The sequence below is a fragment of the Mesorhizobium sp. WSM4815 genome, assembly GCF_055811575.1.
In genome coordinates this window covers 252,554-277,329 of record NZ_JBVVQS010000099.1, presented here as the reverse complement: position 1 = coordinate 277,329, position 24,776 = coordinate 252,554, and the positions used below count along the sequence as shown (strand labels likewise).

Here is a 24,776-nt window from a genome sequence, read left to right as displayed (position 1 = left end):
CCGGAAGGGCCGGGTGGGGGCGCCTCCACCAACTCAACGATCCGCATTGCAGGAAGAAAAGATTTTGGCCGCGTCCGGCCGCAACGACCCACCCCGGCGCTTCGCGCCGACCCTCCCGTCAGGGGAGGGGCGCCAATCGCAAAGGATGAAGCCCATGCCCCGCGTTCTCGTCTCAGACAAACTCTCCACCACCGCCGTGCAGATCTTCAGGGATCGCGGCATCGAGGTCGACTACCTGCCCGATCTCGGCAAGGACAAGGAAAAGCTGCTCGAAGTGATCGGCCAGTATGACGGCCTCGCCATCCGTTCGGCGACCAAAGTCACCGAAAAGCTGATCGACGCCGCCACAAGGCTCAAGGTGGTCGGCCGCGCCGGCATCGGCGTCGACAATGTCGACATCCCGGCGGCGAGCCGCAAGGGCATCATCGTGATGAACACGCCCTTCGGCAATTCGATCACCACCGCCGAGCATGCCGTCGCCATGATCTTCGCGCTGGCCCGACAGATACCGGAAGCCAATGCCTCGACCCATGCCGGCAAGTGGGAAAAGAACCGCTTCATGGGCACCGAGATCACCGGCAAGACGCTGGGCATCATCGGCTGCGGCAATATCGGCTCGATCGTCGCTACGCGCGGCGTTGGCCTGAAGATGCACGTCATCGCCTTCGATCCGTTCCTGTCGGACAGTCGCGCCGAGGAGCTCGGCGTCGAGAAGGTGGAACTCGACGAGCTGTTCGCCCGCGCCGATTTCATCACCTTGCACACGCCCTTGACCGACAAGACGCGCAACATCATCGACGCTTCGGCGATCGCCAAAATGAAGACCGGCGTGCGCATCATCAACTGCGCCCGTGGCGGGCTGATCGTCGAGGCCGACCTGATCGCGGCGTTGAAAAGCGGCAAGGTGGCAGGCGCCGGCATCGACGTGTTCGAGGTCGAGCCGGCGGAGAAAAGCGAGCTGTTCGGCATGGAGAATGTGGTGGCGACGCCGCATCTCGGCGCATCGACGATGGAGGCGCAGGAGAATGTCGCTCTGCAGGTCGCCGAGCAGATGGCCGACTACCTGATCAAGGGCGCCGTTTCCAACGCCATCAACATGCCGTCGATCACCGCCGAGGAAGCGCCGCGCCTAAAACCCTTCGTCAAGCTGGCCGAAGTGCTCGGCGCCTTTGTCGGCCAGGTCACCGAGGATCCGATCAAGGAGGTCGAGATCCTGTTCGACGGCTCGACCGCGACGATGAACACGCGCGCGCTGATCAGCGCCACACTTGCCGGGCTGATCCGGCCGCAGGTCTCCGACGTCAACATGGTTTCGGCGCCGATCATGGTCAAGGAGCGCGGCATCATCGTCGCCGAGGTCAAGCGCGACAAATCGGGCGTGTTCGACGGCTATATCAAGCTGACGGTCAAGACCGAGCACAAGACGCGTGCGATCGCCGGCACCTGCTTCTCGGACGGCAAGCCGCGCTTCATCCAGATCAAGGGCATCAACCTCGACGCCGAGGTCGGTCAGCACATGCTGTACACGACGAATGCCGACGCGCCCGGCATCATCGGCCTGCTCGGCACGGTCTGCGGCGAGAACGGCGTCAACATCGCCAACTTCCAGCTCGGCCGAAACCGGCCTGGCGGCGATGCCATTGCCCTGCTCTATCTCGATGCGCCGTTCCCGGAGAAGGTGCTGGAGCAGGTGCGGGCGCACAAGTCGATCGACTCCGCCAAGCGGCTGCATTTCGACGTCGGTGTGGCCTGAATCATGCGCGAGCGCCCCGCGGGCTTTACAAGCCCACGGGGCGTTTCGACAATGGCCCGAATTTCGACAGAGTCCATTCACGGCCCGTTACAGGATCGGGCTGTCAAATCGCCATTTTCCGTCCGCTGTATTCGGCCAGGCTGATGCCGCCGAGCACCAGCGCGAGGGCCACGCCCTGATAGAGCTGGAATGTCTCACCGACGATCAGCACCGACAGCAGCGTGCCGAAGATCGGCACCAGGTTGATGAACAGGCCGGCCCGGTTCGCGCCGATCAGTTCGATGCCCCTGATATAAAAAATCTGCGAGACGACCGAAGCGCCGATCGCAGTGTAGAACGCTATCGCCCAGCCACGCGCATCGGGGACGATGACCTTGCCGGCAGCCACCTCCCAGAGGAAGAAAGGCAGCGAGGTCACCAGTGCGGCAATCGACAGCGCCAGCATCAGGCTTTGCCAGCGTATGGCCGGCTTCAGCCGCAACCCGACCGAGTAGAAGCTGTAGCAAAGCACCGCGATCAGCATGATGGCGTCGCCGAAGTTGAGGTCCAGCTTGAGAAGCTGGCGCAGATCGCCGTGGCTGGCGGTCAGGGCGACGCCGATGATCGTCAGCACGACACCGGCGATCTGCACCCGGTTCACACGCAGGCGAAACAGCACGAAATTGGCGAGGATGATGACGACCGGGATTGCCGCCTGCTCGATCGAGACGTTGATCGCCGTCGTGTAGTTGAGCGCCGTGTAGAAGATCGCGTTGAAAAAGGTGAAGCCGCAAGCGCCGAGCCCGCCAAGCAGCAACCAATGCCTGCGCACCACCGGCCAGTCCTCGCGCAGCGTTCGCCAGCCGATCGGCAGCATGATCAGAACGGCCAGGACCCAGCGCAGGAAGACCAGCGTCATCGGCGAAATATGGTCGACTGCCAGCTTGCCGGCCACGGAGTTGCCGCCCCACAGCAAGGTGGTGAACAGCAGGAACAGATAGGCGGTTCGATGCATCGCGAAATTCCAGCCGGGGTGGGCAGGGTCATTGCCGACCTATTGTGGTGGTTCGCCCAAGTAAATGATGTCAAAGGCGAAAATTGTTGTGCCTGAGGGCGCTTTCGGCGGCAAAGAATGGTCGCGCTCGCCGGGTGTTGACGTTATAGAACGACGTACGTCCACCTGGACGCGCAAAAGTACGAGTCTCAAGGCTTTGAACGTTCGCGTCGTGCTTTCCGAAAATCGATTCCGATTTTCTGGCCGATGCGATAGAAGCCTGTCGTTTCGAACCATTCAAGCCGCTCGGAGCGGCGCCTCAAGGGAAAAGAAACATGGCCAATGTGGTGGTCGTCGGCTCGCAATGGGGCGACGAGGGCAAAGGCAAGATCGTCGACTGGCTGTCGGAACGTGCCGACGTCGTCGTGCGCTTCCAGGGCGGCCACAATGCCGGCCATACGCTGGTCGTCGACGGCAAGGTCTACAAGCTGTCGCTGCTGCCGTCCGGCGTGGTGCGGCAAGGCAAGCTGTCCATCATCGGCAATGGCGTCGTCTTCGATCCGCATGCCTTCGTAGCCGAGGTGACGAAATTGAAGGCGCAAGGCGTCGAGGTGACGCCGGAGCGCCTGAAAATAGCCGAAAACACCGCGCTTATCCTGTCCTTGCACCGGGAGCTGGACGGATTCCGCGAAGACGCCGCCTCCAATTCGGGAACGAAAATCGGCACGACCCGTCGCGGCATCGGCCCCGCTTATGAGGATAAGGTGGGCCGGCGCGCGGTCAGGGTGATGGATTTGGCGGATTTGGAAACGCTGCCCTTGAAGGTCGACAGGCTGCTGACGCATCATAATGCGCTGCGCCGCGGGCTCGGCCACGCCGAAGTCACGCATGAGGCGATCATGAGTGAGCTGATTTCGGTCGCCGACGAGATCCTGCCCTATATGGACCGCGTCTGGAAGATCCTCGACGACAAGCGCCGCGCCGGCGAACGCATCCTGTTCGAGGGCGCGCAGGGCACGCTGCTCGACATCGACCACGGCACCTATCCGTTCGTCACCTCGTCCAACACGGTAGCCGGTCAAGCGGCCGCCGGATCCGGCGTCGGCCCGGGTGCCATCGATTATGTGCTCGGCATCACCAAGGCCTATACGACGCGTGTCGGCGAAGGTCCGTTCCCGACCGAACAGAAGAACGAGATCGGCGAGTTCCTGGGCACGCGCGGCCACGAGTTCGGCGTCGTCACCGGCCGCAAGCGCCGCTGCGGCTGGTTCGATGCCGTGCTGGTTCGCCAAGCCGTCGCCGTAAACGGCATCAAGGGCATCGCCCTGACCAAGCTCGACGTGCTCGACGGGCTGGACGAGATCAAGGTCTGCACCGGCTACCGCCTTGATGGCGAGGCGATCGATTATCTGCCGGCCAGCCAGGGTGCGCAGGCGCGCGTCGAACCGATCTACGAGACGCTGGAGGGCTGGAAAGGCACCAGCGCCGGCGCCAGAAGCTGGAACGATCTGCCGGCCCAGGCAGTCAAATATGTCCGTCACATCGAGGAACTGATCGGCGCGCCGGTCGCACTCCTTTCCACCAGCCCTGAACGGGACGACACAATACTTGTGACCGATCCGTTTCAAGACTAGATTCCAAGCTGTTCCGGGCATCGCGGCCGATTTGCAGGGGCCGGCCCAGAAACGAAATGCAGGTCGACTGAAGCATGGCAGATTTTGTTGGTGCTCTGAAAAAGACGCTCGACGGCCTTGGCAATCCGACGCCGGAGATACGCGCCAGGGTCTATGACAAGGCCCGTTCGACAATCGCGGACAAGCTTGCGAAGAACATACCGCCGCTGGCGCCGTCGGTCGTTGCCCAGCATAAGCGCACTCTGGAAGATGCCATCGCCATCGTCGAGCGGGGCTACGCCAAGCCTGCGCCGGTATCCGATCCGCTGTCGGAGCTGGAAGACATTTTCTCCTCCATCGACCGCAACAAGAACCAACCCAGCCATGTCCGCCAGCCGGCAAAGGCCGAGCCGGCATGGCAACCGGCCAAGACCGAGCCGGAATGGCAGCCGGCACCTGCCGCCAAAGCCGGGCTGAATTGGCAAAAACCGCCTCCAGAGGACACCGATGCGGAGCCTTCGGACGCGGATCCTCCAGCGGCGTACGAGGGCAGCGATAGCTTTAGAGACGATGTCTTCCCCAACGACGAGGAGCCGGCGCCGGACACTTTTCAGCATCCTGCCGAGCGCAGGCGCAGCTATGGCGGGCTGATCGCCGCTGTCGTCGCCTTGCTCGTCATCGCGGGCGGCGGCTACGGCATCTGGCTGAACAAGGACGCGTTCAGCAACATGCTGGGTCTCAACAGCACGACGGTCGCAACCGTAGAACCGCTGGTGAAGCCGAGCCCGGCCGAGCGGCCGGCTGCCGATGCTGCGGCAAGGGCCCCGGCCGCAGCGGCTCCAGCCGATGCCGAGGGCACAAAGTTCACCCAGCGGCTGACACCTGAGGGCGGTGAGGTCGATCCCGGCCCCGCTTCAGGACAAAGTGGCATCGGAGAGGGCGAATCCGTCGCAGCACTGACCACGCCGCCGCCGGCCGCACCTGCGCCTGCAGCGCCTGCCGGCACGCCAGCCACGAATGTGCCCGCACCGGGCGCGGCCCCCGCAACACCGCCTGCCGATGCCGCCACGCTGGCGCCTGCGGCGCCGACCGATAGCGCAGCCGCGCCGGCAGCGCCGGCCCCGGGTGCCGCGCCGGGTGCTGCACCGACAGCCGCGCCTGCGGAAACCGCACTGGCGGTCGGCCAGAAGGCGATCTTCTACGAGGAGCGCACCAGCACCGCGCAAGGCTCGGCCGAGCCCGGCAGCATCGTCTGGTCGCTGGTGCAGGAATCGCCCGGCGGCAATCTGCCGCCCGAGCCGGCAATCCGCGCCGAGGCGAGCATTCCGGGCAAGGACGTGCAGTTGCGCATGACCATCCGCCGCAACACCGACCAGACGCTGCCGGCCAGCCACATCATCGAGATGATTTTCCTGACGCCCGATGGTTTCGACGGCGGCGGTGTCGACAACATCCTGCGCGTCGCCATGAAGGGCTCTGAACAGGATGCCGGCAGTCCGCTGATCGGCATCCCGGCCAAGATCGCCGACGGCTTCTTCCTGGTCGCGCTCAACGACACAAAGCCGGACGAAGACGCCAATCTGACCCTGCTGCGGGGCCAGAAATGGATCGACGTGCCGGTCGTCTACAAGACCGGGCGGCGGGCGCTGCTCACCATGGAAAAGGGCATTCCCGGCGAGAAGGTGTTCGACGAGGCGCTGAAGGCCTGGCAAACAAAAGAGGCGGGCTGAGGCCGGCTCACCAGCCTCCCTTCGGCTCAGAAGCCCTGGAACAGCATGTCGAGCGCGGCCACGATGTCGTCGTGATGCCTGGAGATATTCAGTCGACTTTCGCCCAATTCCTTGGCCGGAACCGTGGCGATCAGATGGGTGGCCACAACCAATTTTCGCCCATTGATCTCGACGAGGGGATGGAGCTTTCGCATCGGCGGTGGCGTCATTGTTGTCGGAAGCAGCGGGATCACCACCCGTGTTTTAAAATCGTCGAGCAGGTCGGATTGGACGTCCAGCAAATAGCTGCCTTCGACCCGACCCGCGAAGACATCATAGCGTGCCATCAGAACTGCCGATGTTCTTCCAACGGAATACCGTGCTTTTCGACGTATTCGTTCCACGCTTCTATTGTGGCGCGATTCTCAAGTTTCCATAGTCGGGCTTTCTCGGCAGCCACCGCCTCTGCGATACCGGCTTCGGCGGCGCGCGAGACATTCACATCAAGTCCCTTGGCTTCCTTCATGAGCTTTGAGTCGATCGACAGATTTGCCGGCTGACGAACCGCATTCATAGCTATCTTTCGCATGATAACCTCCGCAGAATGCGCATAATGTATGCGCATTATCGTGGTGGAGCAACGGCGAAGCGTCTACCCCTCCATCTCCTCGCGCAGCATTTCAAGTTCCAGCCATTCCTCCTCGAGCGCTGCCAGCGTGGCGCGCTCCTTGTCGAGCGCGGCGATGGTCTTCTGGAATGAGGCCGGGTCGCGCTCGTAATAGGCCGGGTCGGCGATATTGTCCTCCAGCCGTGATATCGAGGCGGTCACCGCGTCGATCTTCTTGGGCAGCGATTCCAGCGCGAATTTCTGCTTGAACGACAGTTTTTTCGCCGGGCCCTTCGGCGCAGTTGCCTCGGTCCGGGATGCCGCCGCCACTTCACTCGTCTCCGCCTTCGGCCGTGCCTTGCGGTCGTCCAGCCTGGTGCCGCCGCGCTGCGCCAGCATGTCGGAATAGCCGCCGGCATATTCGATCCAGCGGCCGCCGCCTTCCGGCGCGATCAGGCTGGTCACCGTGCGGTCGAGGAAATCGCGGTCGTGGCTGACCAGGATGACGGTGCCGGCAAAACCGGCGACCAGTTCCTGCAGCAGTTCCAGCGTCTCCATGTCGAGATCGTTGGTCGGCTCGTCCAGCACCAAAAGATTTGCCGGCCGCGCCAGCACACGGGCGAGCAGCAGCCGCGCCCGCTCGCCGCCCGAAAGCTCGCGCACCGGCGTGCGCGCCTGTTCCGGCTTGAACAGGAAGTCCTTCATGTAGGAGACGACGTGGCGCTGCTCGCCGTTGATGACAAGGTTCTCGCCGCGGCCGTCGGTGAGATACTGCGCCAGCGTCTCTTGCGGGTCGACCGCCCCGCGTTTCTGGTCGAGCGTGGCGATCTCCAGATTGGTGCCGAGTCGCACCGTGCCTGAGTCCGGCTTCAATTCGCCGGTCAGCATCTTCAGCAGCGTCGTCTTGCCGACGCCGTTCGGGCCGACCAGGCCAACGCGGTCACCGCGCTGGATGCGGGTCGAGAAACCCCTGACCACGGTGAGGTCGCCAAAGCTCTTCTCGATGTTCCTGGCCTCGATCACCAGCTTGCCGGATTCGGCGGCGTCGCTGGCCACCATGGTCGCCGCACCCTCGGCGCCGCGATGGCCGCGAAAGCGCTGGCGCATGGTCTGCAGTTCGCCAAGCCGGCGCATGTTGCGCTTGCGCCTTGCCGTCACGCCATAGCGCAACCAGTGCTCCTCGCGCACGATCTGGCGGCCAAGCTTGTGCTGCTCGCGCTCTTCTTCTTCCAGAACGGTGTCGCGCCATTCCTCGAAATGGCCAAAGCCCTTGTCCAGCCTGCGGGTCTGGCCCCGATCGAGCCAGACCGTGGCGCGCGACACGCGCTCGAGGAAGCGGCGGTCGTGCGAGATGACGATCAGCGCCGAAGAGGTGCGGGCAAGCTCCTCCTCCAGCCATTCGATGACCGACAGGTCGAGATGGTTGGTCGGCTCATCGAGGAGGAGAATGTCGGGCTCCGGCGCCATGACGCGGGCCAGGGCAGCACGGCGGGCTTCGCCGCCGGAGAGATCGTTCGGCCGTTCCTCGCCGGACAGGCCGAGATGCTCCATCAGATAGGTGGCGCGGTAGGGATCGTCGGCGGGTCCGAGCCCCGCCTCGACATAGGCGCGGACGCTGGCGAAACCATCCATGTCGGGCATTTGCGGCAGGTAGCGCACTGTTGCCGAAGGCTGGCGGAACACCTCGCCATCCTGCGGCTCGATCAATCCCGCAGCGATCTTCAGCAACGTCGACTTGCCCGAGCCGTTGCGGCCGACCAGAGCGATCTTGTCGCCCGCCGACGCCGTCAGTTCCGTCCCGTCGAGCAGCGGCGTGCCACCGAAGGTCAGTTTTATCCCGTCGAGATTGAGAAGCGGCGGCGCCATGTCAGCTTTCAGGTAGGGGGAATGGATGGGCGAGCAACAGCGCGCGGCCGCTGCCCAGCGCGACTTCGAGCCGGCCCTTGACCTCGTTGGAAATGGTCAGCGACGAGCCGAACGCCACCTCGACATGGTTCAGCGGCCATTTGGCGCCGGTCACGGTCAGACCGGCAAGGTCGGAGAAGCCGAGAATCGAAAACAGCGTGCCGTCGGCGTAGTCGAAGCCGGCCTTTCCGGGAAGCAAGGGCACGCCTTCCTGTGCGCCACTGGTCAAAAGCACCTCTGTCCCTGCCTCGGCCAGCCGGACGCCGAGCGCCAGGTGCAGGAAGGCGTGGTCGGTGCGCTTGCCGCCGAACGCGCCGGCGAGCACGAGGCTGGTCGCGCCGCGTTCGAGCGCGGCGGCGATAGCCAGTTCGCCGTCGGTCTTGTCCTTTTCTGCCGGAAACACCTGGCGCGGCACGGCGGCGAGCTCGTCCGGCAAATCCGCCGGCACCGAATCGAAGTCGCCGACCCAGAGTTCCGGCGTCAGGCGCAGAGTCCGGGCATGGCTGATGCCGGCGTCGGCGGCGATGACACGCGTGCCTTCGACCTGGCGGTCGAGCAGCGGCGTGCGGATAAGGTCGCCGCCAAGCAGGATGGTGAATTTGCTCATATGCGTGGCCCTTACCAGCCCTGCTTGCGAAACGGAAGGCCGCGGTCTGGATGCCCGGCAACTTCCGCTTGCGCCGCAGATGGGCCGGGCCTATGTGTCGAAGCGCTCTAACGGGGTGCTGGACGCGATCTTCGCGGACCGGCTGAGAGGCAACCTGCCAACCCGCTGAACCTGATCCGGTTTGTACCGGCGGAGGGATTAGACGTTTCGGACAACCCGACGCCTCAATTCCCTTCAACGCCAACGAAGGAGGCGCCGATGCGCACGTTTTTATACACACTTGTTTCGGCAGTGCTGCTCGCGGCGACCGTTCTCGCCGGCACCGGGCCGGCATCCGCGCAGGAAAAACTCACCGTCTATACCTATGAGAGCTTCACCGCCGAATGGGGTCCAGGCCCGGCGGTCAAGAAGGCGTTCGAGGCCGAATGCGGCTGTATTCTCGAATTCGTCGCGGTCGCCGACGGCGTCGCCCTGCTCAACCGCGTCAGGCTGGAAGGGGCCGCGACCAAGGCCGACATCGTGCTCGGCCTCGACACCAATCTGACGGCGGAAGCCAAGGCCACCGGCCTGTTTTCGCCGCATGGTGCCGTCATCGACGTCAAGGTGCCGGGCGGCTGGAGCGACGATATTTTCGTGCCGTTCGACTATGGTTATTTCGCCGTCGTCTACGACACCGAAAAGCTGAAGACGCCGCCGAAGAGCCTGAAGGAATTGGTCGAGGGCAATGCCGATGAAAAGATCGTCATTCAGGATCCGCGCACCTCGACGCCCGGTCTCGGCCTACTGTTGTGGGTGAAGTCGGTTTATGGCGACAAGGCGCCCGAAGCCTGGGCCAAGCTTAAGGCAAAGGTGCTCACCGTGACTCCGGGCTGGAGCGAGGCCTACGGCCTGTTCACCAAGGGCGAGGCGCCGATGGTGCTGTCCTATACCACGTCGCCGGCCTATCATATGGTCGCCGAAAACACCCAACGCTATCAGGCAGCGCCCTTCGACGAGGGCGCGTATCTGCAGATCGAGGTTGCCGGCATCACCAAATCAGGTGCGAAGAACCCGTTTGCGAAACAGTTCCTGACTTTCATGACCGGGCCGAAATTCCAGGATGTCATTCCCGAGACCAACTGGATGTTCCCTGCCGGCAAGACCGAGAAGCCGCTCAATCCGGCTTTCGACAAGCTCGTCAAGCCGACCAAGACGTTGCTTTTCAGCCCCGAAGAGGTCGCCGCCAACCGCAAGGCCTGGGTCGACGAATGGCTGTCGGTGATGAGCAAGTAGGACTTAGATTTCTGCATGGTGTTCGCTCCACGCCACCCCCCTCTGGCCTGCCGGCCATCTCCCCCTCCAGGGGGGAGATCGGATGTCACTTCCGCTTTCGCCAATCGCAACAGTCGAAGGATTGAGGCGAGGGTGAAGCTTCCAATCTCCCCCCTTGTGGGGGAGATGGCCGGCAGGCCAGAAGGGGGTGGGCGGGAACTCGACCTCAGCCACATCCCATCTTTCAGCGCCCGCCGTTAAGTTGGGCAGCGCGGAATGCACACTGGCCATCGTAGAGATCCCCGCATCACCGCCGGCACCATCGCGCTTGCCGCTGTTGCGCTGCTGATCGGCGGCGCGTTCGCCGGGCTCATCGTCGAAGGCGCACGCGATCCGTCCGGCGCCGCGTCGGCCTTCGATTCCTACCTCTTCCGCGTCGCCCGATTCACACTGTGGCAGGCATTGCTGTCGACGCTGCTCTCCGTCGTGCCGGCGCTGTTCGTGGCGCGGGCGCTGTCGCGGCATCCGCGCTTCTTCGGTCGCGGCCTGATCCTGCAGCTCTTCGCCGTGCCGCTCGCGCTGCCGGCCATCGTCGCAGCACTCGGGATTTTGGCACTCTATGGCCGTGCCGGCTATTTCGCCGGCGTGCTCAGCGCGATCGGCGGTCAGGGCTGGCCGGGCATATACGGCCTGTCCGGCATCCTCGTCGCCCATGTCTTCTTCAATCTGCCGCTGGCCACGCGGCTGTTCCTCGAAGCGCTTGCGACAGTGCCCGCCGACCAGTGGCGGCTGGCGAGCCAGCTCGGCATGGGCGCCAGGCCCGCCTTCCGGCTGATCGAATGGCCAACGCTGCGCGCGGCGCTGCCGGGCGTCGCCGGGCTTGTCTTCATGCTCTGCATCACATCCTTTACCATCGTACTCACGCTGGGCGGCGGGCCGCGTGCGACAACGCTGGAGGTCGCCATCTACCAGGCGCTGCGTTTCGATTTCGATCCTGCCCGCGCGGTGACGCTGACAGTGCTGCAGATCGCGCTGACCTTCGTCGTCGTGCTGGCATTGATGCGGCTCGGCGCCAATACCGTCGGCGACGCCAACCTGCCGGTGGCTTCGCGCCGCTATCTTTCGGCCGGCGCCGCCGAGACCGTGCTGAACACAGCATTGATCATCCTGGCTTTGCTGTTCGTCGCCGGGCCGATGGCGGCCACGGTCACCTCAGGCCTTGGCGCCGATCTCGGCCGGCTGGCGGGCGAGAGCGCGGTGCGGCAAGCGGCGCTGACCAGCGCCGTGCTCGCCTTGCTGGCGGCGCTGCTTGCAGTGGCGCTGTCGCTGTCGCTGGTCATGGCACGCCGGGCGCTGGCCTTGAGGCGTCACGTCGGCGCCAGGACGCCGCTCGAATACGCCACGGATACCGGCGCCGGCTTCGTCCTCGTCGTGCCGCCCGTCGTCATCGGCGCCGGCTGGTTCCTGCTGCTGCGGACCGTCAGCGACGTCTTTGCCATCGCCCCTGTCATGGTCGTCGCCGTCAATGCGGTGATGGCGATGCCGTTTGCCATCCGCGCCATTCGCCCCGGCTATGATGCGGCGAGCGAACGCCACGAACGGCTCTGTTTGCTGCTTGGCATTTCGGGCTGGAACCGTTTCCGGCTGGTCGACTGGCCGTCGCTGCGGCGGCCGCTCGCCACCGGTTTCGCGTTCGCGATGGCTTTGTCGCTCGGCGATCTCGGCGTCATTGCCCTGTTTGGCAGCGACTCCCTGCAGACGCTGCCTTATCTCCTGCTGGCCCGCATGGGCAGCTACCGCACGATGGACGCGGCAGGATTGGCATTGCTGCTCGGCCTGATCTGTCTCGCGCTTGTCCTGGCCGCGGACTGGCTGGGACGGGGAGAAAGATCATGACGCTCAACAGCGAAAACGGTACGGCTGTGCGGCTGGAAAAGGCCTCGTTCAGCTATGGCGAAGCGCCGTTTTTATTCGATGTCGAGTTCGCCGCCTCGAAGATCACCGCCATCATGGGGCCGAGCGGCTCGGGAAAATCGACACTGCTCAATCTGGTGGCCGGCTTCGAGACGCCGCAATCGGGCCGCGTGCTGATCGGCGGCGCCGATGTCGGCGCCAAACCGCCGTCGGCGCGGCCCGTGTCGATGGTGTTCCAGGAAAACAATCTCTTCGCCCATCTTTCGGTCGAACGAAATGTCGGCCTTGGCCGCTCGCCGTCGCTCAGGCTGACCGAGGCCGACCACGCTGCAATCGCCGCGGCGCTCAAGCGCGTCGGCCTTGCCGGCAAGCAACAGCGCCTGCCGCGCGAACTCTCCGGCGGCGAGCGGCAGCGCGTCGCGCTCGCCCGCGTCCTGGTGCGCGACCGGCCGGTTCTCTTGCTCGACGAACCGTTCGCCTCGCTCGGACCGGCGTTGCGCGACGACATGCTCGATCTGGTAGCCGACGTCCATGCGGAGCGGCGCATGACGGTGCTGTTCGTCACCCATCAGCCGGAGGACGCCCACCGTGTCGGCCAGGACATGGTGTTCCTGGACAATGGCACGGTTGCCGCAACCGGGACTGTCGCCGATTTTTTTACCAAGGCTGGACCGGAAGCCTTCCGGCGCTATATCGGTGCAGGTCCCTTTGGCGCAGGATCACGAGATGTTGCCCGGAAGCGGACATAATTTACGGCCAAACCGGCTTCAGGCGATGTGGCGTTTGCTTGCCATGGTCAAAGTAGTGTGGCTAGGTCCTCCGATACTGGTCCGGCATAGGTTGTGATTTGCCACTACGGTGCCATCCGCGCTCGTGGGCTCGAAGGACGCTGTGGCAGTTGATTTTGCGCATGATCTGAAAATCGATGCCCGATTTTCGGGCCATGTGCTGAGAGCCGAAAGGAAGCTGTTCTGCCGACCGGCACAGACAGAGTGAGAAGGAAACCGCTGGCGCGCTTCCTGGCGCTGGCCGGCTTTGCCATGGCGTTGGCAAGCTGCCAGATGTTCACGCCTCCGGACGTTCAGGAATCCGGCTTCCAGCCTTCCAGCAAACCGGTCACCGTCGACAATGTTGCCGCCAACAGCAAGGTCGCCGAAATGGCCAAGGCGCAGCATCCGCGCATCCTCGCGACCTATGGCGGCGAATATTCCGATCCCAAGCTCGAGCGCATGGTCGCCAAGGTCGTCGGCAGCCTGACGGTGGTTTCGGCCAACCCGAGCCAGACCTACCGCATCACGATCCTCAATTCGCCCAACGTCAACGCTTTCGCATTGCCTGGCGGCTATCTCTACATCACGCGCGGCCTGTTGGCGCTGGCCAACGATTCGGCCGAGCTCGCCGCGGTCATCGCGCATGAGATGGGCCATGTCACTGCAAACCACGGCTTGCAGCGCCAGCAGCTCGAGGCCGAGGAAGGCTTTGCGACAAAAGTCGTCTCGGATGTGCTCGGCGACAGCCCGACCGCCAAGGCGGCACTGATCCGCGGCAAGCTGCGGCTTGCCCAGTTCTCGCGCAATCAGGAGCTGGAGGCCGACGGCATCGGCATCAAGTCGATCGGCGAGGCGGGCTTCGATCCGTTTGCCGCCGGCCGCTTCCTGCAGTCCATGTCGGCCTACACCGATTTCCGCTCGATCAGCGGCGCCACCGACGCCAGCCTCGACTTCCTGGCAACGCACCCGAACACGCCGCAACGCATCGATCTGGCGCAGCGCCATGCCCGCCAGTTCGGCGCGCCCGGCGTCGGCACGCGCGACCGCGACGCCTTCCTCGCCGGCATAGACGGGCTGCTTTACGGCGACACGCCGGAGGAAGGCTATGTGCGTGGCGAAACCTTCCTGCATCCGGGGCTCGGCGTGTCGTTCTCGGTGCCCGACGGCTTCATCATCGACAACTCGGCCGCGGCGGTGACGGCAACCGGGCCGGGCGACATAGCGATCCGCTTCGACGGCGTCTCGATCGACAGGAACCGATCGCTGACCGACTACCTCCGCAGCGGCTGGGTGGCCGGTCTCGACGAAAGCAGCGTGCGCCAGGAAACAATCAACGGCAACGAGGCGGCGACGGCGCATGCCAGCGCCGAGGGCTGGCAGTTCGGCATCGCGGTGATCCGCGCCGGCGGCCAGGTCTACCGGCTGCTGACGGCAGCCCCCTCCGCCAGCACCTCGCTGGACGCGGTGGCGCGCTCGGTCAGCGGCTCGTTCCGGATCTTGAGCGCGGCCGAAAAAGCAGCGCTGAAGCCGCTGCATATCCGCGTCGTCACGGTCCGGCCCGGACAGACCATGGGTTCGCTCGCGGCGCAGATGGTCGGCGTCGACCGCAAGCTCGACCTGTTCAGGGTGCTCAATGCAATGTCGCCCGGCGCAGCCGTTTCGGCCGGCGACAAGGTCAAGATCATCACCGACAGATAGGGTGTGTCGATATTCAGGTGATGCCGGCCCGCAAACGGCAATTTCCTGCGCTTCCGACCTTCGCCGGCCGGAGCACTCATGAGCGGTCGCGGCAGTAAGGCTACGGCCGGCGTAGGCCGGTGCTCACGTACTTTATGTACGCTCCGCTCTGGTTCTCGGAAACCACCTGGTTTGGTCGCTTCGCGCCCGTCTTCGACTCCGACTCGTCCTAACCTGAATCGCAACACACCCTAGGCGGCGGTCGCCAGAAACTCGGGGTTTTGCTTCACCAGCGCTATCTTGAGCTTTTCCATGGCGCGTGCCTCGATCTGGCGGACGCGTTCCTTGGAGATGCCAAGCGCCTCGCCGAGGGCTTCGAGCGTCGCGCCCTCGTCGCTCAGCCGGCGTTCCTCGATGATCCTGAGCTCGCGGGCATTGAGCGCGCCGAGCGCGGTTTTCAGCCAGATAGAGCGGCGTTCGACATCGATCGTGTCGCCCACGACTTCGTCCGGCAAAGGATCGTCCGAAACCAGGAAATCCATTCGCTCGGTGGCGCCCGCATCGTCGGCGAGCGGCTGGTTGAGCGAACTGTCCGGGGCCGAAAGGCGCGAGTCCATCATCGCCACGTCGGCCTCGGAGACGCCAAGCGCCACCGACACCTCGCGGTAGAGCGAGGTGTTCGAGATCGGCTCGGCACCGTTCGCCAAGCGGGCGCGCAGGCGCCGCAAATTGAAGAACAGCGCCTTCTGCGCCGAACTGGTGCCGCCGCGCACGATCGACCAGTTGCGCAGGATATAGTCCTGCATCGAGGCACGGATCCACCACGTCGCATAGGTCGAAAACCGCACCTCGCGCTCCGGTTCGAAACGGGCCGCTGCCTCCAGCAGGCCGACATGGCCTTCCTGCACCAGGTCGCCGAGGGGCAGGCCATAATGGCGGAACTTCGAGGCCATGGAAATAACCAGCCGCATATGCGCCATGGCGATTTGGTGCAGTGCCTGCTGGTCGTTGTCTTCCTTCCAGCGCAGCGCGAGAAGATGCTCCTCGTCGCGCTCGAGATAGGGGGCTTTCATCGCCGCGCGGACCATGGTTCGCCCTGCCGTATCTTCCATCATGCCACGCTCCCTGTTCCGGGCGTTGCGGTGCGATCGCTCGCCCCTGAGCTGGCATCGTGGTTGAATTGGCGACGCCGCGCCCTACAACAGCCAACAAACGTGCCACCCGCGCGAATGGTTCCGCCGCTGATGTCGCGTGGATTGCACTGTTCGAAAGCGCGATGCGGCGGTCGCTCCTCGGCCGGTTGGCGTGAGTCGATGTGGTTTTGAGAATTGGATTTCGAAAGTGTCTCATTTTTGAAATCTGGTTCCTTATTTCGCCAGGCTGCATCTGTCAGTTTCCGGCGCTCACAAATGCGCCGGACGCTGGCCCGGACGCCGGCCAATGACGGGATCACAGAAAAATGAAATGGCTCAAATCGCTTATCGTCGCCGCAACACTGCAGGTACTGGCAGGCACATCAGGCCATGCCGGCGCCAATCTCGATCAGATCAAGCAGGCCGGTGTCTTCAAGGTCGGCACCGAAGGCACCTATGCCCCCTTCACCTATCATGATGCCTCGGGCGAACTGGTCGGGTTCGACGTCGAGATTGCCAAGGCGATCGCCGAGCGACTCGGCGTCAAGGCCGAATTCCTCGAAGGCAAATGGGATGGGCTGATCGCCGGCCTCGACGCCGAGCGCTATGACGCTGTTATCAACCAGGTCGGCATCACCGAGGAGCGCAAGGCCAAGTATGATTTCTCCGATCCCTATATCGCTTCCAAGGCGGTGCTGATCGTGCGCGGCGACAATACCGACATCAACAGCTTTGCCGACCTGAAGGGCAAGAAGGCGGCGCAGTCGCTGACCTCGAATTTCGGCAAGCTCGCCGAAGCGAACGGCGCCGAACTCGTCGGTACCGATGGTTTCGACCAATCGATCCAGCTGCTTCTTACCGGCCGCGCCGATGCCACCATCAACGACAGCCTGTCCTTCCTCGATTTCAAGAAGCACAAGCCCGACGCCAACGTGAAGATCGCCGCGCAGGAAGAAAACGCCGACTATTCCGGCGTCCTCGTGCGCAAGGGCGATCCGGAACTGGTCGCCGCCATCAATCGGGCGCTGGCCGATATCAAGTCCGACGGCACCTACCAGAAGATCGCCGACACTTACTTCGGCCAGGACGTTTCGAAGTAAGCGCATTTCACGGAGCGGGCCGGTTGCCGGCCCGCATGGCGAAGTATCGCGGCGAGCCGTCTTTGACGGCCGCCGCTTTTGGCGTGATATGACGACCTATGGTCGCGCCTCGATGCTGCCGGGCCGATTTTTGGGCGGCAATCTCTCAAGGAGAATTTTCGTGCCGCACTGGCTGCAATTGATGCTGGATTCGTTGCCCACGCTGCTATGGGCCGCGCTGATCTTCACGGTGCCGCTAACGCTGCTGTCGTTCGCATTCGGTCTCTTCGTAGGACTGGTTGCGGCGCTCGTCCGGCTGTTCGGCCCGAAGCCGCTGGTCGCGGTGGTCCGCTTCTACGTCTGGATCTTCCGTGGCACGCCGCTTCTGGTGCAGCTCTTCCTGATCTTCTACGGCCTGCCCTCGGTCGGCATCCTGCTCGACGCCTTTTCAGCCGCGTTGATCGGCTTCACACTCAATATCGGCGCCTATACGTCGGAAATCATCCGCGCCGTCATAGGCTCGGTGCCGAAGGGGCAGTGGGAGGCGGCCTATTCGATCGGCATGACCTGGGGCCAGGCGATGCGACGCACTATCCTTCCACAAGCGGGCCGCGTCGCGGTGCCGCCGCTGTCCAACACCTTCATCTCGCTGGTCAAGGATACATCACTGGCCGCCGCCATCACGGTGCCGGAGATGTTCCAGGCGGCGCAGCGCATCGTCGCCACCACCTATGAGCCGCTGATCCTCTATGTCGAGGCGGCGGCTCTCTATCTGGCGCTGAGCTCGGTGCTGTCGGCGTTGCAGACGCGCCTGGAAAAGCGGCTCAATCGCTATGGCGGCTTCCTCGAGGCGCGCTCATGATCGGCCTCACCGACATCGAGAAGCGTTTTGGTGACAACCTCGTGCTGAAGGGCGTGACCGTCACCATCGAGGAAGGCAGCGTCACCGCCCTTGTCGGCCCCTCGGGCGGTGGGAAAAGCACGCTTCTGCGCTGCATCAACCTGCTCGAGATCCCGACCTCGGGCACGGTGCGCATCGGCGACGACGCGCTTGAATTCCACCCCGGCGGCAAGGTTCCCGGCAGGGCCATCCAGCGCCTGCGGCTGCAGACCGGCATGGTGTTCCAGAATTTCCAGCTGTTCCCGCACCGCACGGCGATCGAAAATGTCATGGAGGGGCTGGTGACGGTGCTGAAATGGCCGGCCGGGCGAGCGCGCGAGCGGGCGCTCGCCCTGCTCGAAAAGGTTGGGATGGCGCACAAGGCCGACGCCTGGCCGGCGACGTTGTCAGGCGGCCAGCAGCAACGCGTGGCGATCGCCCGGGCGCTGGCGCCATCGCCGAAAGTGCTGCTGTGCGACGAGCCGACTTCGGCGCTCGATCCGGAACTGGCGCAGGAGGTGGTCGACGTGCTCGGCCAGCTCGCCAGCGAGGGCACCACCATGGTGATGGCGACGCATGATTTGCGCCTCGCCTCCAAAATCGCGCAGGAGGTGGTGTTCCTCGACGCCGGCAGCGTCGTCGAGAAAGGCCCCGCCGCGGTTTTGTTCAGCAATCCGGAGCGCCAGCGAACCAAGCGGTTTATCGCGACGCTGAAGCAGGAGGCAGAGAAGGAAACCGGTGGCGAAATTTAAGGCATGTCGCCCAAAAAGTGCGTAGCGGGGTGACGATCACTAATGCAGGGCGCGCGGTGGTTTTGCGATCACGACATGCATAGCAACAACAACAACCTAAAGCGCGTCGCATGAATCCAGTCAAACGCGACGAGCTTAGGAATAAAAAAACCCGACGCGAGGCCGGGTTTTTCCAAATTAAGGCGAGAAGCGCTCAGGCTGCTTCTTCCTGCTCGGCTTCTTCGTTGTCGGCCTTGGCGCCGCGCTTCGGTCCCTTGTTGAGGTTCACCTCGATGAGGCGCACCGCTTCGGTTTCCGACATGCGGTTGACGGCCGCGATCTCGCGCGCCATGCGGTCGAGTGCCGCCTCATAAAGCTGGCGTTCGGAATAGGACTGCTCCGGCTGATTGTCGGCGCGGTAGAGGTCGCGCACAACTTCCGAGATCGAGATCAGGTCGCCGGAATTGATCTTCGCATCATATTCCTGGGCGCGGCGCGACCACATGGTGCGCTTGACGCGGGCGCGGCCCTGCACGACCTTCAGCGCGCGATCGACGTAATCCTCTTCCGACAGCTTGCGCATGCCGATGGAGGTCGCCTTGGCGACCGGAACCTTCAGACGCATCTTGTCCTTCTGGAAGTCGATGACGAACAGTTCCAGCTTGTGGCCCGCAACTTCCTGCTCGTCGATCGAGACGATCTGGCCGACGCCATGCGCCGGATAGACGATGTACTCGCCGGTCTTAAAACCGTGACGCGCTGCGCTGGACTTCTTCTGCGGGGTGATTGTTGCCATTACGCCATGAACTCCTTGGTGTGGAACCGGCATTCTGCCGGTCGAACTCGCGCGATCGGGTACCGATCGTTAGCCGCACAACTGCGAACCCACCGGAAAAGCCGAGGGCGGCAAATCGCATTGTCGCGACTGCCTGCCCCAGATCACTCTGGTCCGGATTGAAAAATTCACCTTTCAGTGATTTGGGGCGTTTGCGCCATAAATCGACGTCGTGTCACCGGCATGTTTGGTTCGTGTAGCACAAAAAGTCGGAAGAATCAAGGTTTTGCTGCACGCGCGAAGGTCAAGCGCGATCTCCGCCTGTCAAGGCAGTTAACGTGCGGTGCCTGTCAGCACGCGTGATGCCGATCAAACCGGCGCCGCCGTTACGGTGCCACGCGCCCGTTTTGGACGCGCAAGGACGATGTGACACTTTGATCTGGCGCATGGTCCTTCCGAAAATCGATTTCGATTTTCGCGGTCGAGCGCTAGTCGCCCTGGCCGGGCTCGGGGGAAAAATATTTTTCGAACTTGCCGGCCTCGCCATCGAAGGACTTGGCGTCGGCCGGAGGCTCCTTCTTGGCGGTGATATTGGGCCATTTATCGGCGTACTCGGTGTTGATCTGCAGCCATTTGTCGAGCCCTGGCTCGGTGTCCGGCTTGATCGCGTCGGCCGGGCATTCCGGTTCACAGACGCCACAGTCGATGCACTCGTCGGGATGAATGACGAGCATGTTCTCGCCCTCATAAAAACAGTCGACCGGACAGACCTCGATGCAGTCCATGTATTTGCATTTTATGCAATTATCGGTCACGACATAGGTCATCGGTCGGCTCCGGGACGTCCCGTTTTATCAGGGCGACGTGGCGTCCAATCGGACGCATAAGGTACGCTCTAACACTTTGAATCCACGCATCGTGCTCTTGGAAAATCGATATCGATTTTCGGGCCGATGCGGTAGGCTTTCTTGGTGAGGTAACGTCTTTGCCTGCCGCTTGCAAGGGCAGCCATTGCGCGTGATGCCGGTGTTTCCGGAATGGATTTCCTGCCGGCGATGCGACGAAAGCCGGTTATGCGTCAGTCGTCGCCGAGCAGCCGGTCGGTCTCCCGGCGTTCCTTCTTGGTCGGGCGGCCGCTGCCGGCATCGCGCAGTGCGGGGATCGCATCGGCAACGGCCTCGCCCTTTGGCGTCGGCGGTGGCGAGATATCCTCGTAGAGCAAGCGCGCTTCCTCGGCGGGACCGCGCCGGCTTCCGGTGCCGAGCACCTTCCAGACGAAGATGCGCCGCTCGAGAGTGATGGTCAGGACGTCGCCGAGGCGGACCAGATCGGAGGCCTGCGCTGCTTTGTCGCGATTGATGCGAACGCGTCCGGCCACCACCAGCTTCGCCGCCAGCGAGCGCGATTTCACCGCACGCGAAAAGAACAGCCATTTGTCGATGCGCTGGCGGGCATCAGTGACCATTGGAGCGAACGAACTTACTTCTTCAGGTGGTCGCGCAACGCGGCGAGCTTGGCGAAGGGGGAATCCGGGTCGAAGCGCACCGGACGCTCCTCGCGAGGCTTCGGCTGGAACGCGGGCTTTCCACCAGGCGCGCCACCCTTGCCGTCCGGCCTGCCGCCTTTCCAGTCGGGCCGGCCTTCGCGACGATCGGGACGTTCACCCTGCGGCTTGCCGTCGCGCCGTTCGGCTGGCTCGCCCTGGGGCTTGGGCTTGAACTTGCTGCGGTCGAAGCGCGGCTTGCCGGCGCCGTCGCCGTCGCGGCGTCCTTCACGGGCGGGCCGGTCGCCGGGAGCGCCGGCCTGCTGCCCGGCCGCTGCCGGCGCGTTGCTGCGGCCATCGCGCGCGGCTTGTCCGCTGCGCGGGCGATTGTCCCTGTCACGGGGCCGGTTGTCGTGGTGGCGGTGGCGTGGGCGCTGGTCGAAGCGGCCCTGCCGCCACAACAGGATGGGTTTTGGTTCTTCTGCCTCTTTCTCGGCCTCTGGAGCAGCCTCGCCGGTGGCGGCTTCCGCCGCCACGGCAGGTTCGGCCGAGACTGCTGCCGTTGCGGGCGAGGCTTCGGAAGCCGGCTCCGCCGGTGCGACCTCAACCTCGGCGGTTTCGGGTGCTGCCTCTCGAGCTGCGGCTTCAGCTGCAGGCAGACCCTCTACCGTGACCTCAGGCGGAGTTTGCAGTTGAGCTTCTGCGAGAGGTTCCGCTTCGGCAGCGGGTTCCGCGAGAGCCTCCGCCGTGGCTTCTGCCACTGCATCCGGCTCAGAACTGTCGGCCGGCGCCTCGGCGGCTGCGTCGGCAATCGCGGCTTCAGCTGCCTTGGCCTGTTCGGCTTGTTCTTCCGCCGCCTGCTTGGCCGCGGCGGCTTCGCGCGCGGCATTGTCCTGTGCCTCGAGCCGTGCCTTCACCGCGACAGCCGCCTTCGGCTCGGCCCGGTAGCCGAGGCCTTTCAGAATCTCTTCCATGTCGTCGGCCGTCGCGCCGAGGATCGACATCATCGGCGGCGTCACCATGAAGGACTGACCATCATAGGCGCCGTCGGGGCGCTGGCCGAGGCCCGGCTTCCAGTTGGTTGCTGGCCGGATCAGGTCGGCCAGCCGTTCGAGGATGTCGACGCGCACCGCGCGACGGCCGAGATTGCGGTAGCCGGCCAGCTTGTAGAAGGTCTTGTCGAAGGTGGGATCGATGACCACCGAGGTGCGGCCGGAGGCCAGCGCGTGAACCACGTCGCCAAAGCCAGGCTTGTCCTTGCCGTCGTTCTGCAGCGCCCACAACAGCGTCACCAGTCCGGCCGGAGCCGGCTTGATCAGCGCCGGCACGAAGACGTGGTAGGCGCCGAAGCGCACGCCGAGCCGGCGCAGGGCGGCGCGGCCCTCCTGGTCGAGCGACTTCATCTCCTCGGCGATGTCGCGGCGGTTGATGAGGCCGAAATTCTCGACGAGCTGGAAGGCGATGCCGCGGCCGATGCCGGTGATCTGCTCGGCGTTCTTGAGGTCGACCAGCGGCTTCAGCAGCGACTCGATCTGGAAATTGACGAAGCGCTCGGCGCGCGCCGCGACCTTGTCGCGGGCGGGACCGGTGAGCTGCTCGTCGGCCAGCAGCACCAGGCGCGGCTTCAACGGCTCGTCGCCTGCGACCAGCGTGCCGATCGGCGCGCCGATCCAGCGCAGCGTGCCATCGGAGCCGAGCGCGATGTCGCCATTGGCCGAGGCGCCGAAGCGTTCGGCCCGCGCCTCGAATTCGGCTGCAAGCGCCTTCTGGGCTGCTGTGCGCACCGCCTTGGCGTCCTCGCCGCCGGCGCTTTGGTCCGCGGTGAAGCGGAACCCCTGCAACTCGCCGACATGATGGCCTTCGACGAGGACGGTTCCGGTTGGACTGATTTCGGCTTCAGGCATGGTATTTTCTCTAAGGCGCCGCATGAGGACGGAAGTCCTGCGGTCTACGAAGCGTTTCGTCAACCGCTCATGCAGCGCATCCGACAATCTGTCTTCGATTTCGCGCGTCTTTTCCTGCCAGTGTGCCTGATCGGCCAGCCAGCCGGGCCGGTTGGAAACGAAAGTCCAGGTGCGGATCTGGGCGATCCGGTGCGACAGCGTGTCGATGTCGCCCTCGGTGGTGTCGGCGCGGCGCACCTGCTCGGCCATGTAATTCTCATCGACATGGCCATGCCTGGCAAGGTCCATGTAGATCGAGGCGATCAGGTCGGCATGCTGAGCCGGGGCGATTTTCCTGTAATCGGGAAGGGCGCAGGCCTCCCACAACAGCGCCACGCGCCTGGCGTCGGTGGCAAGCGCCCGGATGTCCTCGTCGCGGGACAGATGTTCGAGCGCCTGCGCATCGACCGCCGGCAGCGCGCGCGTCAGGCCTTCAACCGGCGCGTTGGTCTCGATCGAGCGCTTCAGCGCGTCGAGGTTGGCGAAATCGAAACGCGCGGTGCGCCATTGCAGCACCTTCACCGGGTCGAAATCATGCGCTTCGATCTTCTTGACCAGTTCCTCGTCCAGTGGATCGACCTGGCCGGTGACGCCAAAAGTTCCGTCGCGCAAGTGGCGGCCGGCGCGGCCGGCGATCTGGCCGAGCTCGGCCGCCGTCAGGTTGCGATACTGGTAGCCGTCGAATTTGCGGTTCTGGGCGAAGGCGACGTGATCGAGATCGAGGTTGAGGCCCATGCCGATCGCATCGGTGGCAATCAGATAATCGACATCACCCGACTGGAACAGCTCCACCTGCGCGTTGCGGGTGCGCGGCGATAGCGCGCCGAGCACGACTGCCGCACCGCCCTGCTGGCGGCGGATCAGTTCGGCGATGGCATAGACCTCGTCGGCGGAGAAGGCGACGATCGCCGTACGTCGCGGCAGGCGGGTCAGCTTCTTGGAGCCGGCATAGGCGAGATGCGACAGCCGTGGCCGCGTCACCACCGACACCCCCTTCAGCAGACGCTGGAGGATGCCGTGCATGGTCGCTGCGCCGAGCAGCAGCGTCTCCTGGCGGCCGCGCAGATGCAGGATGCGGTCGGTGAAGATGTGGCCGCGCTCGAGGTCGCCGGCCAGTTGGACCTCGTCGACGGCAACGAAGGCGGCGTCGGTCTCGCGCGGCATGGCTTCCACGGTGCAGACCGAATATCTGGCGCCGTCGGGCTGGATCTTCTCCTCACCGGTGATGAGGGCCACCTTGTGAGCGCCGACTTTTTCGCAGACGCGCGAGTAGACCTCGCGGGCGAGCAGCCTGAGCGGCAGGCCGATAATGCCGCTTTCATGCGCCACCATGCGCTCGATGGCGAGATGGGTCTTGCCGGTGTTGGTTGGTCCGAGCACAGCGGTCACGTCGCGGCCTGACAGGATCAGTGGCTCAGTGTGTTTCGGCTGGATGTTCATCGACCTGGAAATTAAGGCTCTCTGCCTCGCGTTGTCGGGAGCACGCCCCGTGGTGGCGCGGGTGACAGCCGACACATAGGGATTTTGGGCGTGAAGCGAAAGCAGAATATTCCGACGGCAGCTCGAAGCCTTCCGTCGGCGTCGACATGCCGTTCCGCCGTTCCGATTTAACAGTTGGAACGAGTCTGGAACGAATCGGCTACGAATCGCTGACTCGCGCAGATTCAGGGTTTGTTCACGGCTACATCTGGATTTCTCGCCTGCGAGTCTCACCACATGCTGAATCGCCGAACTGGCCCGTTTCATGCAGGGCTGACGTCGCCGTTAACCTTTGCCGCTGAACGATCGACGCAGGTCGGCCGGCGTCATCCAACATTTTGAAATAATTAGTCTTTCCTAACGCGCCTTAACCATTTGGGGATGTTTTTCAGCCTTTGTCGGTTAACACCGCGCTCAAAGCCGGAACGAAACGGCGACGAATCGGCGCCGGAGCATGTTTCCCGGTTTGTTCACCCCCATATGTAGTATCGTGA

Annotated in this window: 20 protein-coding genes and 1 riboswitch; of the genes, 10 read left to right on the top strand and 10 right to left on the bottom strand. The window is 64.0% G+C overall.

Going from position 1 to position 24,776, the window contains the following annotated elements; genetic code table 11:
* The first annotated feature begins 154 nt into the window (after positions 1-154).
* Entirely contained in the window at positions 155-1,753 is a 1,599-nt protein-coding gene (gene serA, locus AC0L2B_RS24570; protein WP_031255292.1) for a phosphoglycerate dehydrogenase, read from the top strand.
* Between the two features lie 103 nt (positions 1,754-1,856).
* Here serA and AC0L2B_RS24565 read toward each other — a convergent pair whose 3' ends face one another.
* Positions 1,857-2,747, bottom strand: a complete 891-nt coding sequence (locus AC0L2B_RS24565) for a DMT family transporter (protein WP_473607333.1) — start codon at positions 2,745-2,747, stop codon at positions 1,857-1,859.
* A 314-nt stretch (positions 2,748-3,061) separates the two neighbouring features.
* On the opposite strand from AC0L2B_RS24565, the gene AC0L2B_RS24560 reads away from it, so the two are divergent.
* Both AC0L2B_RS24560 and AC0L2B_RS24555 read left to right on the top strand, forming a co-directional pair.
* The gene (locus AC0L2B_RS24560) at positions 3,062-4,360 is read left to right on the top strand and encodes an adenylosuccinate synthase (RefSeq protein ID WP_473747138.1); all 1,299 of its coding nucleotides are present in this window, start codon (positions 3,062-3,064) and stop codon (positions 4,358-4,360) included.
* 74 nt (positions 4,361-4,434) lie between these two features.
* Positions 4,435-6,069, top strand: coding sequence for a hypothetical protein (locus AC0L2B_RS24555; RefSeq protein WP_473747137.1), 1,635 nt, complete (start codon positions 4,435-4,437; stop codon positions 6,067-6,069).
* 26 nt (positions 6,070-6,095) lie between these two features.
* Here AC0L2B_RS24555 and AC0L2B_RS24550 read toward each other — a convergent pair whose 3' ends face one another.
* The 4 genes from AC0L2B_RS24550 to AC0L2B_RS24535 all read right to left on the bottom strand — a co-directional run bounded on the left by AC0L2B_RS24550 (position 6,096) and on the right by AC0L2B_RS24535 (position 9,167).
* Positions 6,096-6,395: a CcdB family protein gene (locus tag AC0L2B_RS24550; protein ID WP_023803907.1), complete on the bottom strand. Its 300-nt coding sequence runs from the start codon at positions 6,393-6,395 to the stop codon at positions 6,096-6,098.
* Positions 6,395-6,637 (bottom strand): type II toxin-antitoxin system CcdA family antitoxin, encoded by a 243-nt coding sequence (locus AC0L2B_RS24545; protein ID WP_091593381.1) that lies wholly within the window; start codon positions 6,635-6,637, stop codon positions 6,395-6,397. Before AC0L2B_RS24545 ends, AC0L2B_RS24550 begins: the two co-directional genes overlap by 1 nt.
* Before the next feature lie 63 nt (positions 6,638-6,700).
* Positions 6,701-8,521 carry an ABC-F family ATP-binding cassette domain-containing protein gene (locus tag AC0L2B_RS24540; protein ID WP_473747136.1) on the bottom strand — a complete coding sequence of 607 codons (1,821 nt, stop codon included), beginning with the start codon at positions 8,519-8,521 and terminating at the stop codon, positions 6,701-6,703.
* 1 nt (position 8,522) lies between these two features.
* Positions 8,523-9,167, bottom strand: coding sequence for a thiamine diphosphokinase (locus AC0L2B_RS24535; protein WP_023803904.1), 645 nt, complete (start codon positions 9,165-9,167; stop codon positions 8,523-8,525).
* Positions 9,168-9,268: 101 nt separating this feature from the next.
* A riboswitch (TPP riboswitch) is annotated at positions 9,269-9,382 on the top strand.
* A 43-nt stretch (positions 9,383-9,425) separates the two neighbouring features.
* Here AC0L2B_RS24535 and thiB point away from each other — a divergent pair.
* The 4 genes from thiB (at position 9,426) to AC0L2B_RS24515 (ending at position 14,800) form a co-directional block, all read left to right on the top strand.
* Entirely contained in the window at positions 9,426-10,439 is a 1,014-nt protein-coding gene (thiB, locus tag AC0L2B_RS24530; RefSeq protein ID WP_473747135.1) for a thiamine ABC transporter substrate binding subunit, read from the top strand.
* Between the two features lie 255 nt (positions 10,440-10,694).
* Positions 10,695-12,314, top strand: coding sequence for a thiamine/thiamine pyrophosphate ABC transporter permease (gene thiP, locus AC0L2B_RS24525; RefSeq protein WP_473747134.1), 1,620 nt, complete (start codon positions 10,695-10,697; stop codon positions 12,312-12,314).
* A complete protein-coding gene (gene thiQ, locus AC0L2B_RS24520; protein WP_473747133.1) occupies positions 12,311-13,081 on the top strand; it encodes a thiamine ABC transporter ATP-binding protein in 771 nt (256 codons plus the stop codon). Before thiP ends, thiQ begins: the two co-directional genes overlap by 4 nt.
* Positions 13,082-13,372: 291 nt before the next feature.
* Positions 13,373-14,800 carry a M48 family metalloprotease gene (locus AC0L2B_RS24515; RefSeq protein ID WP_236369087.1) on the top strand — a complete coding sequence of 476 codons (1,428 nt, stop codon included), beginning with the start codon at positions 13,373-13,375 and terminating at the stop codon, positions 14,798-14,800.
* Positions 14,801-15,030: 230 nt separating this feature from the next.
* Here AC0L2B_RS24515 and AC0L2B_RS24510 read toward each other — a convergent pair whose 3' ends face one another.
* Positions 15,031-15,894: an RNA polymerase factor sigma-32 gene (locus AC0L2B_RS24510; protein WP_091593367.1), complete on the bottom strand. Its 864-nt coding sequence runs from the start codon at positions 15,892-15,894 to the stop codon at positions 15,031-15,033.
* Between the two features lie 344 nt (positions 15,895-16,238).
* On the opposite strand from AC0L2B_RS24510, the gene AC0L2B_RS24505 reads away from it, so the two are divergent.
* The 3 genes from AC0L2B_RS24505 to AC0L2B_RS24495 all read left to right on the top strand — a co-directional run bounded on the left by AC0L2B_RS24505 (position 16,239) and on the right by AC0L2B_RS24495 (position 18,623).
* Positions 16,239-17,012, top strand: coding sequence for an amino acid ABC transporter substrate-binding protein (locus tag AC0L2B_RS24505; RefSeq protein ID WP_473587774.1), 774 nt, complete (start codon positions 16,239-16,241; stop codon positions 17,010-17,012).
* Positions 17,013-17,172: 160 nt separating this feature from the next.
* On the top strand, positions 17,173-17,853 hold the full coding sequence (locus tag AC0L2B_RS24500) for an amino acid ABC transporter permease (RefSeq protein WP_023803896.1): 681 nt from the start codon (positions 17,173-17,175) through the stop codon (positions 17,851-17,853).
* Entirely contained in the window at positions 17,850-18,623 is a 774-nt protein-coding gene (locus AC0L2B_RS24495; protein ID WP_473512246.1) for an amino acid ABC transporter ATP-binding protein, read from the top strand. Before AC0L2B_RS24500 ends, AC0L2B_RS24495 begins: the two co-directional genes overlap by 4 nt.
* A gap of 193 nt (positions 18,624-18,816) precedes the next feature.
* Here AC0L2B_RS24495 and AC0L2B_RS24490 read toward each other — a convergent pair whose 3' ends face one another.
* The 4 genes from AC0L2B_RS24490 to AC0L2B_RS24475 all read right to left on the bottom strand — a co-directional run bounded on the left by AC0L2B_RS24490 (position 18,817) and on the right by AC0L2B_RS24475 (position 24,243).
* Complete coding sequence (locus AC0L2B_RS24490) at positions 18,817-19,398, bottom strand: CarD family transcriptional regulator (protein WP_027152934.1); 582 nt, start codon at positions 19,396-19,398, stop codon at positions 18,817-18,819.
* Positions 19,399-19,865: 467 nt separating this feature from the next.
* Positions 19,866-20,204 carry a ferredoxin FdxA gene (gene fdxA / locus AC0L2B_RS24485; protein WP_023803892.1) on the bottom strand — a complete coding sequence of 113 codons (339 nt, stop codon included), beginning with the start codon at positions 20,202-20,204 and terminating at the stop codon, positions 19,866-19,868.
* 251 nt (positions 20,205-20,455) lie between these two features.
* Positions 20,456-20,842, bottom strand: coding sequence for an RNA-binding S4 domain-containing protein (locus tag AC0L2B_RS24480; RefSeq protein ID WP_023803891.1), 387 nt, complete (start codon positions 20,840-20,842; stop codon positions 20,456-20,458).
* 14 nt (positions 20,843-20,856) lie between these two features.
* Complete coding sequence (locus AC0L2B_RS24475) at positions 20,857-24,243, bottom strand: helicase-related protein (protein WP_473747131.1); 3,387 nt, start codon at positions 24,241-24,243, stop codon at positions 20,857-20,859.
* Between the last annotated feature and the right edge of the window lie 533 nt (positions 24,244-24,776).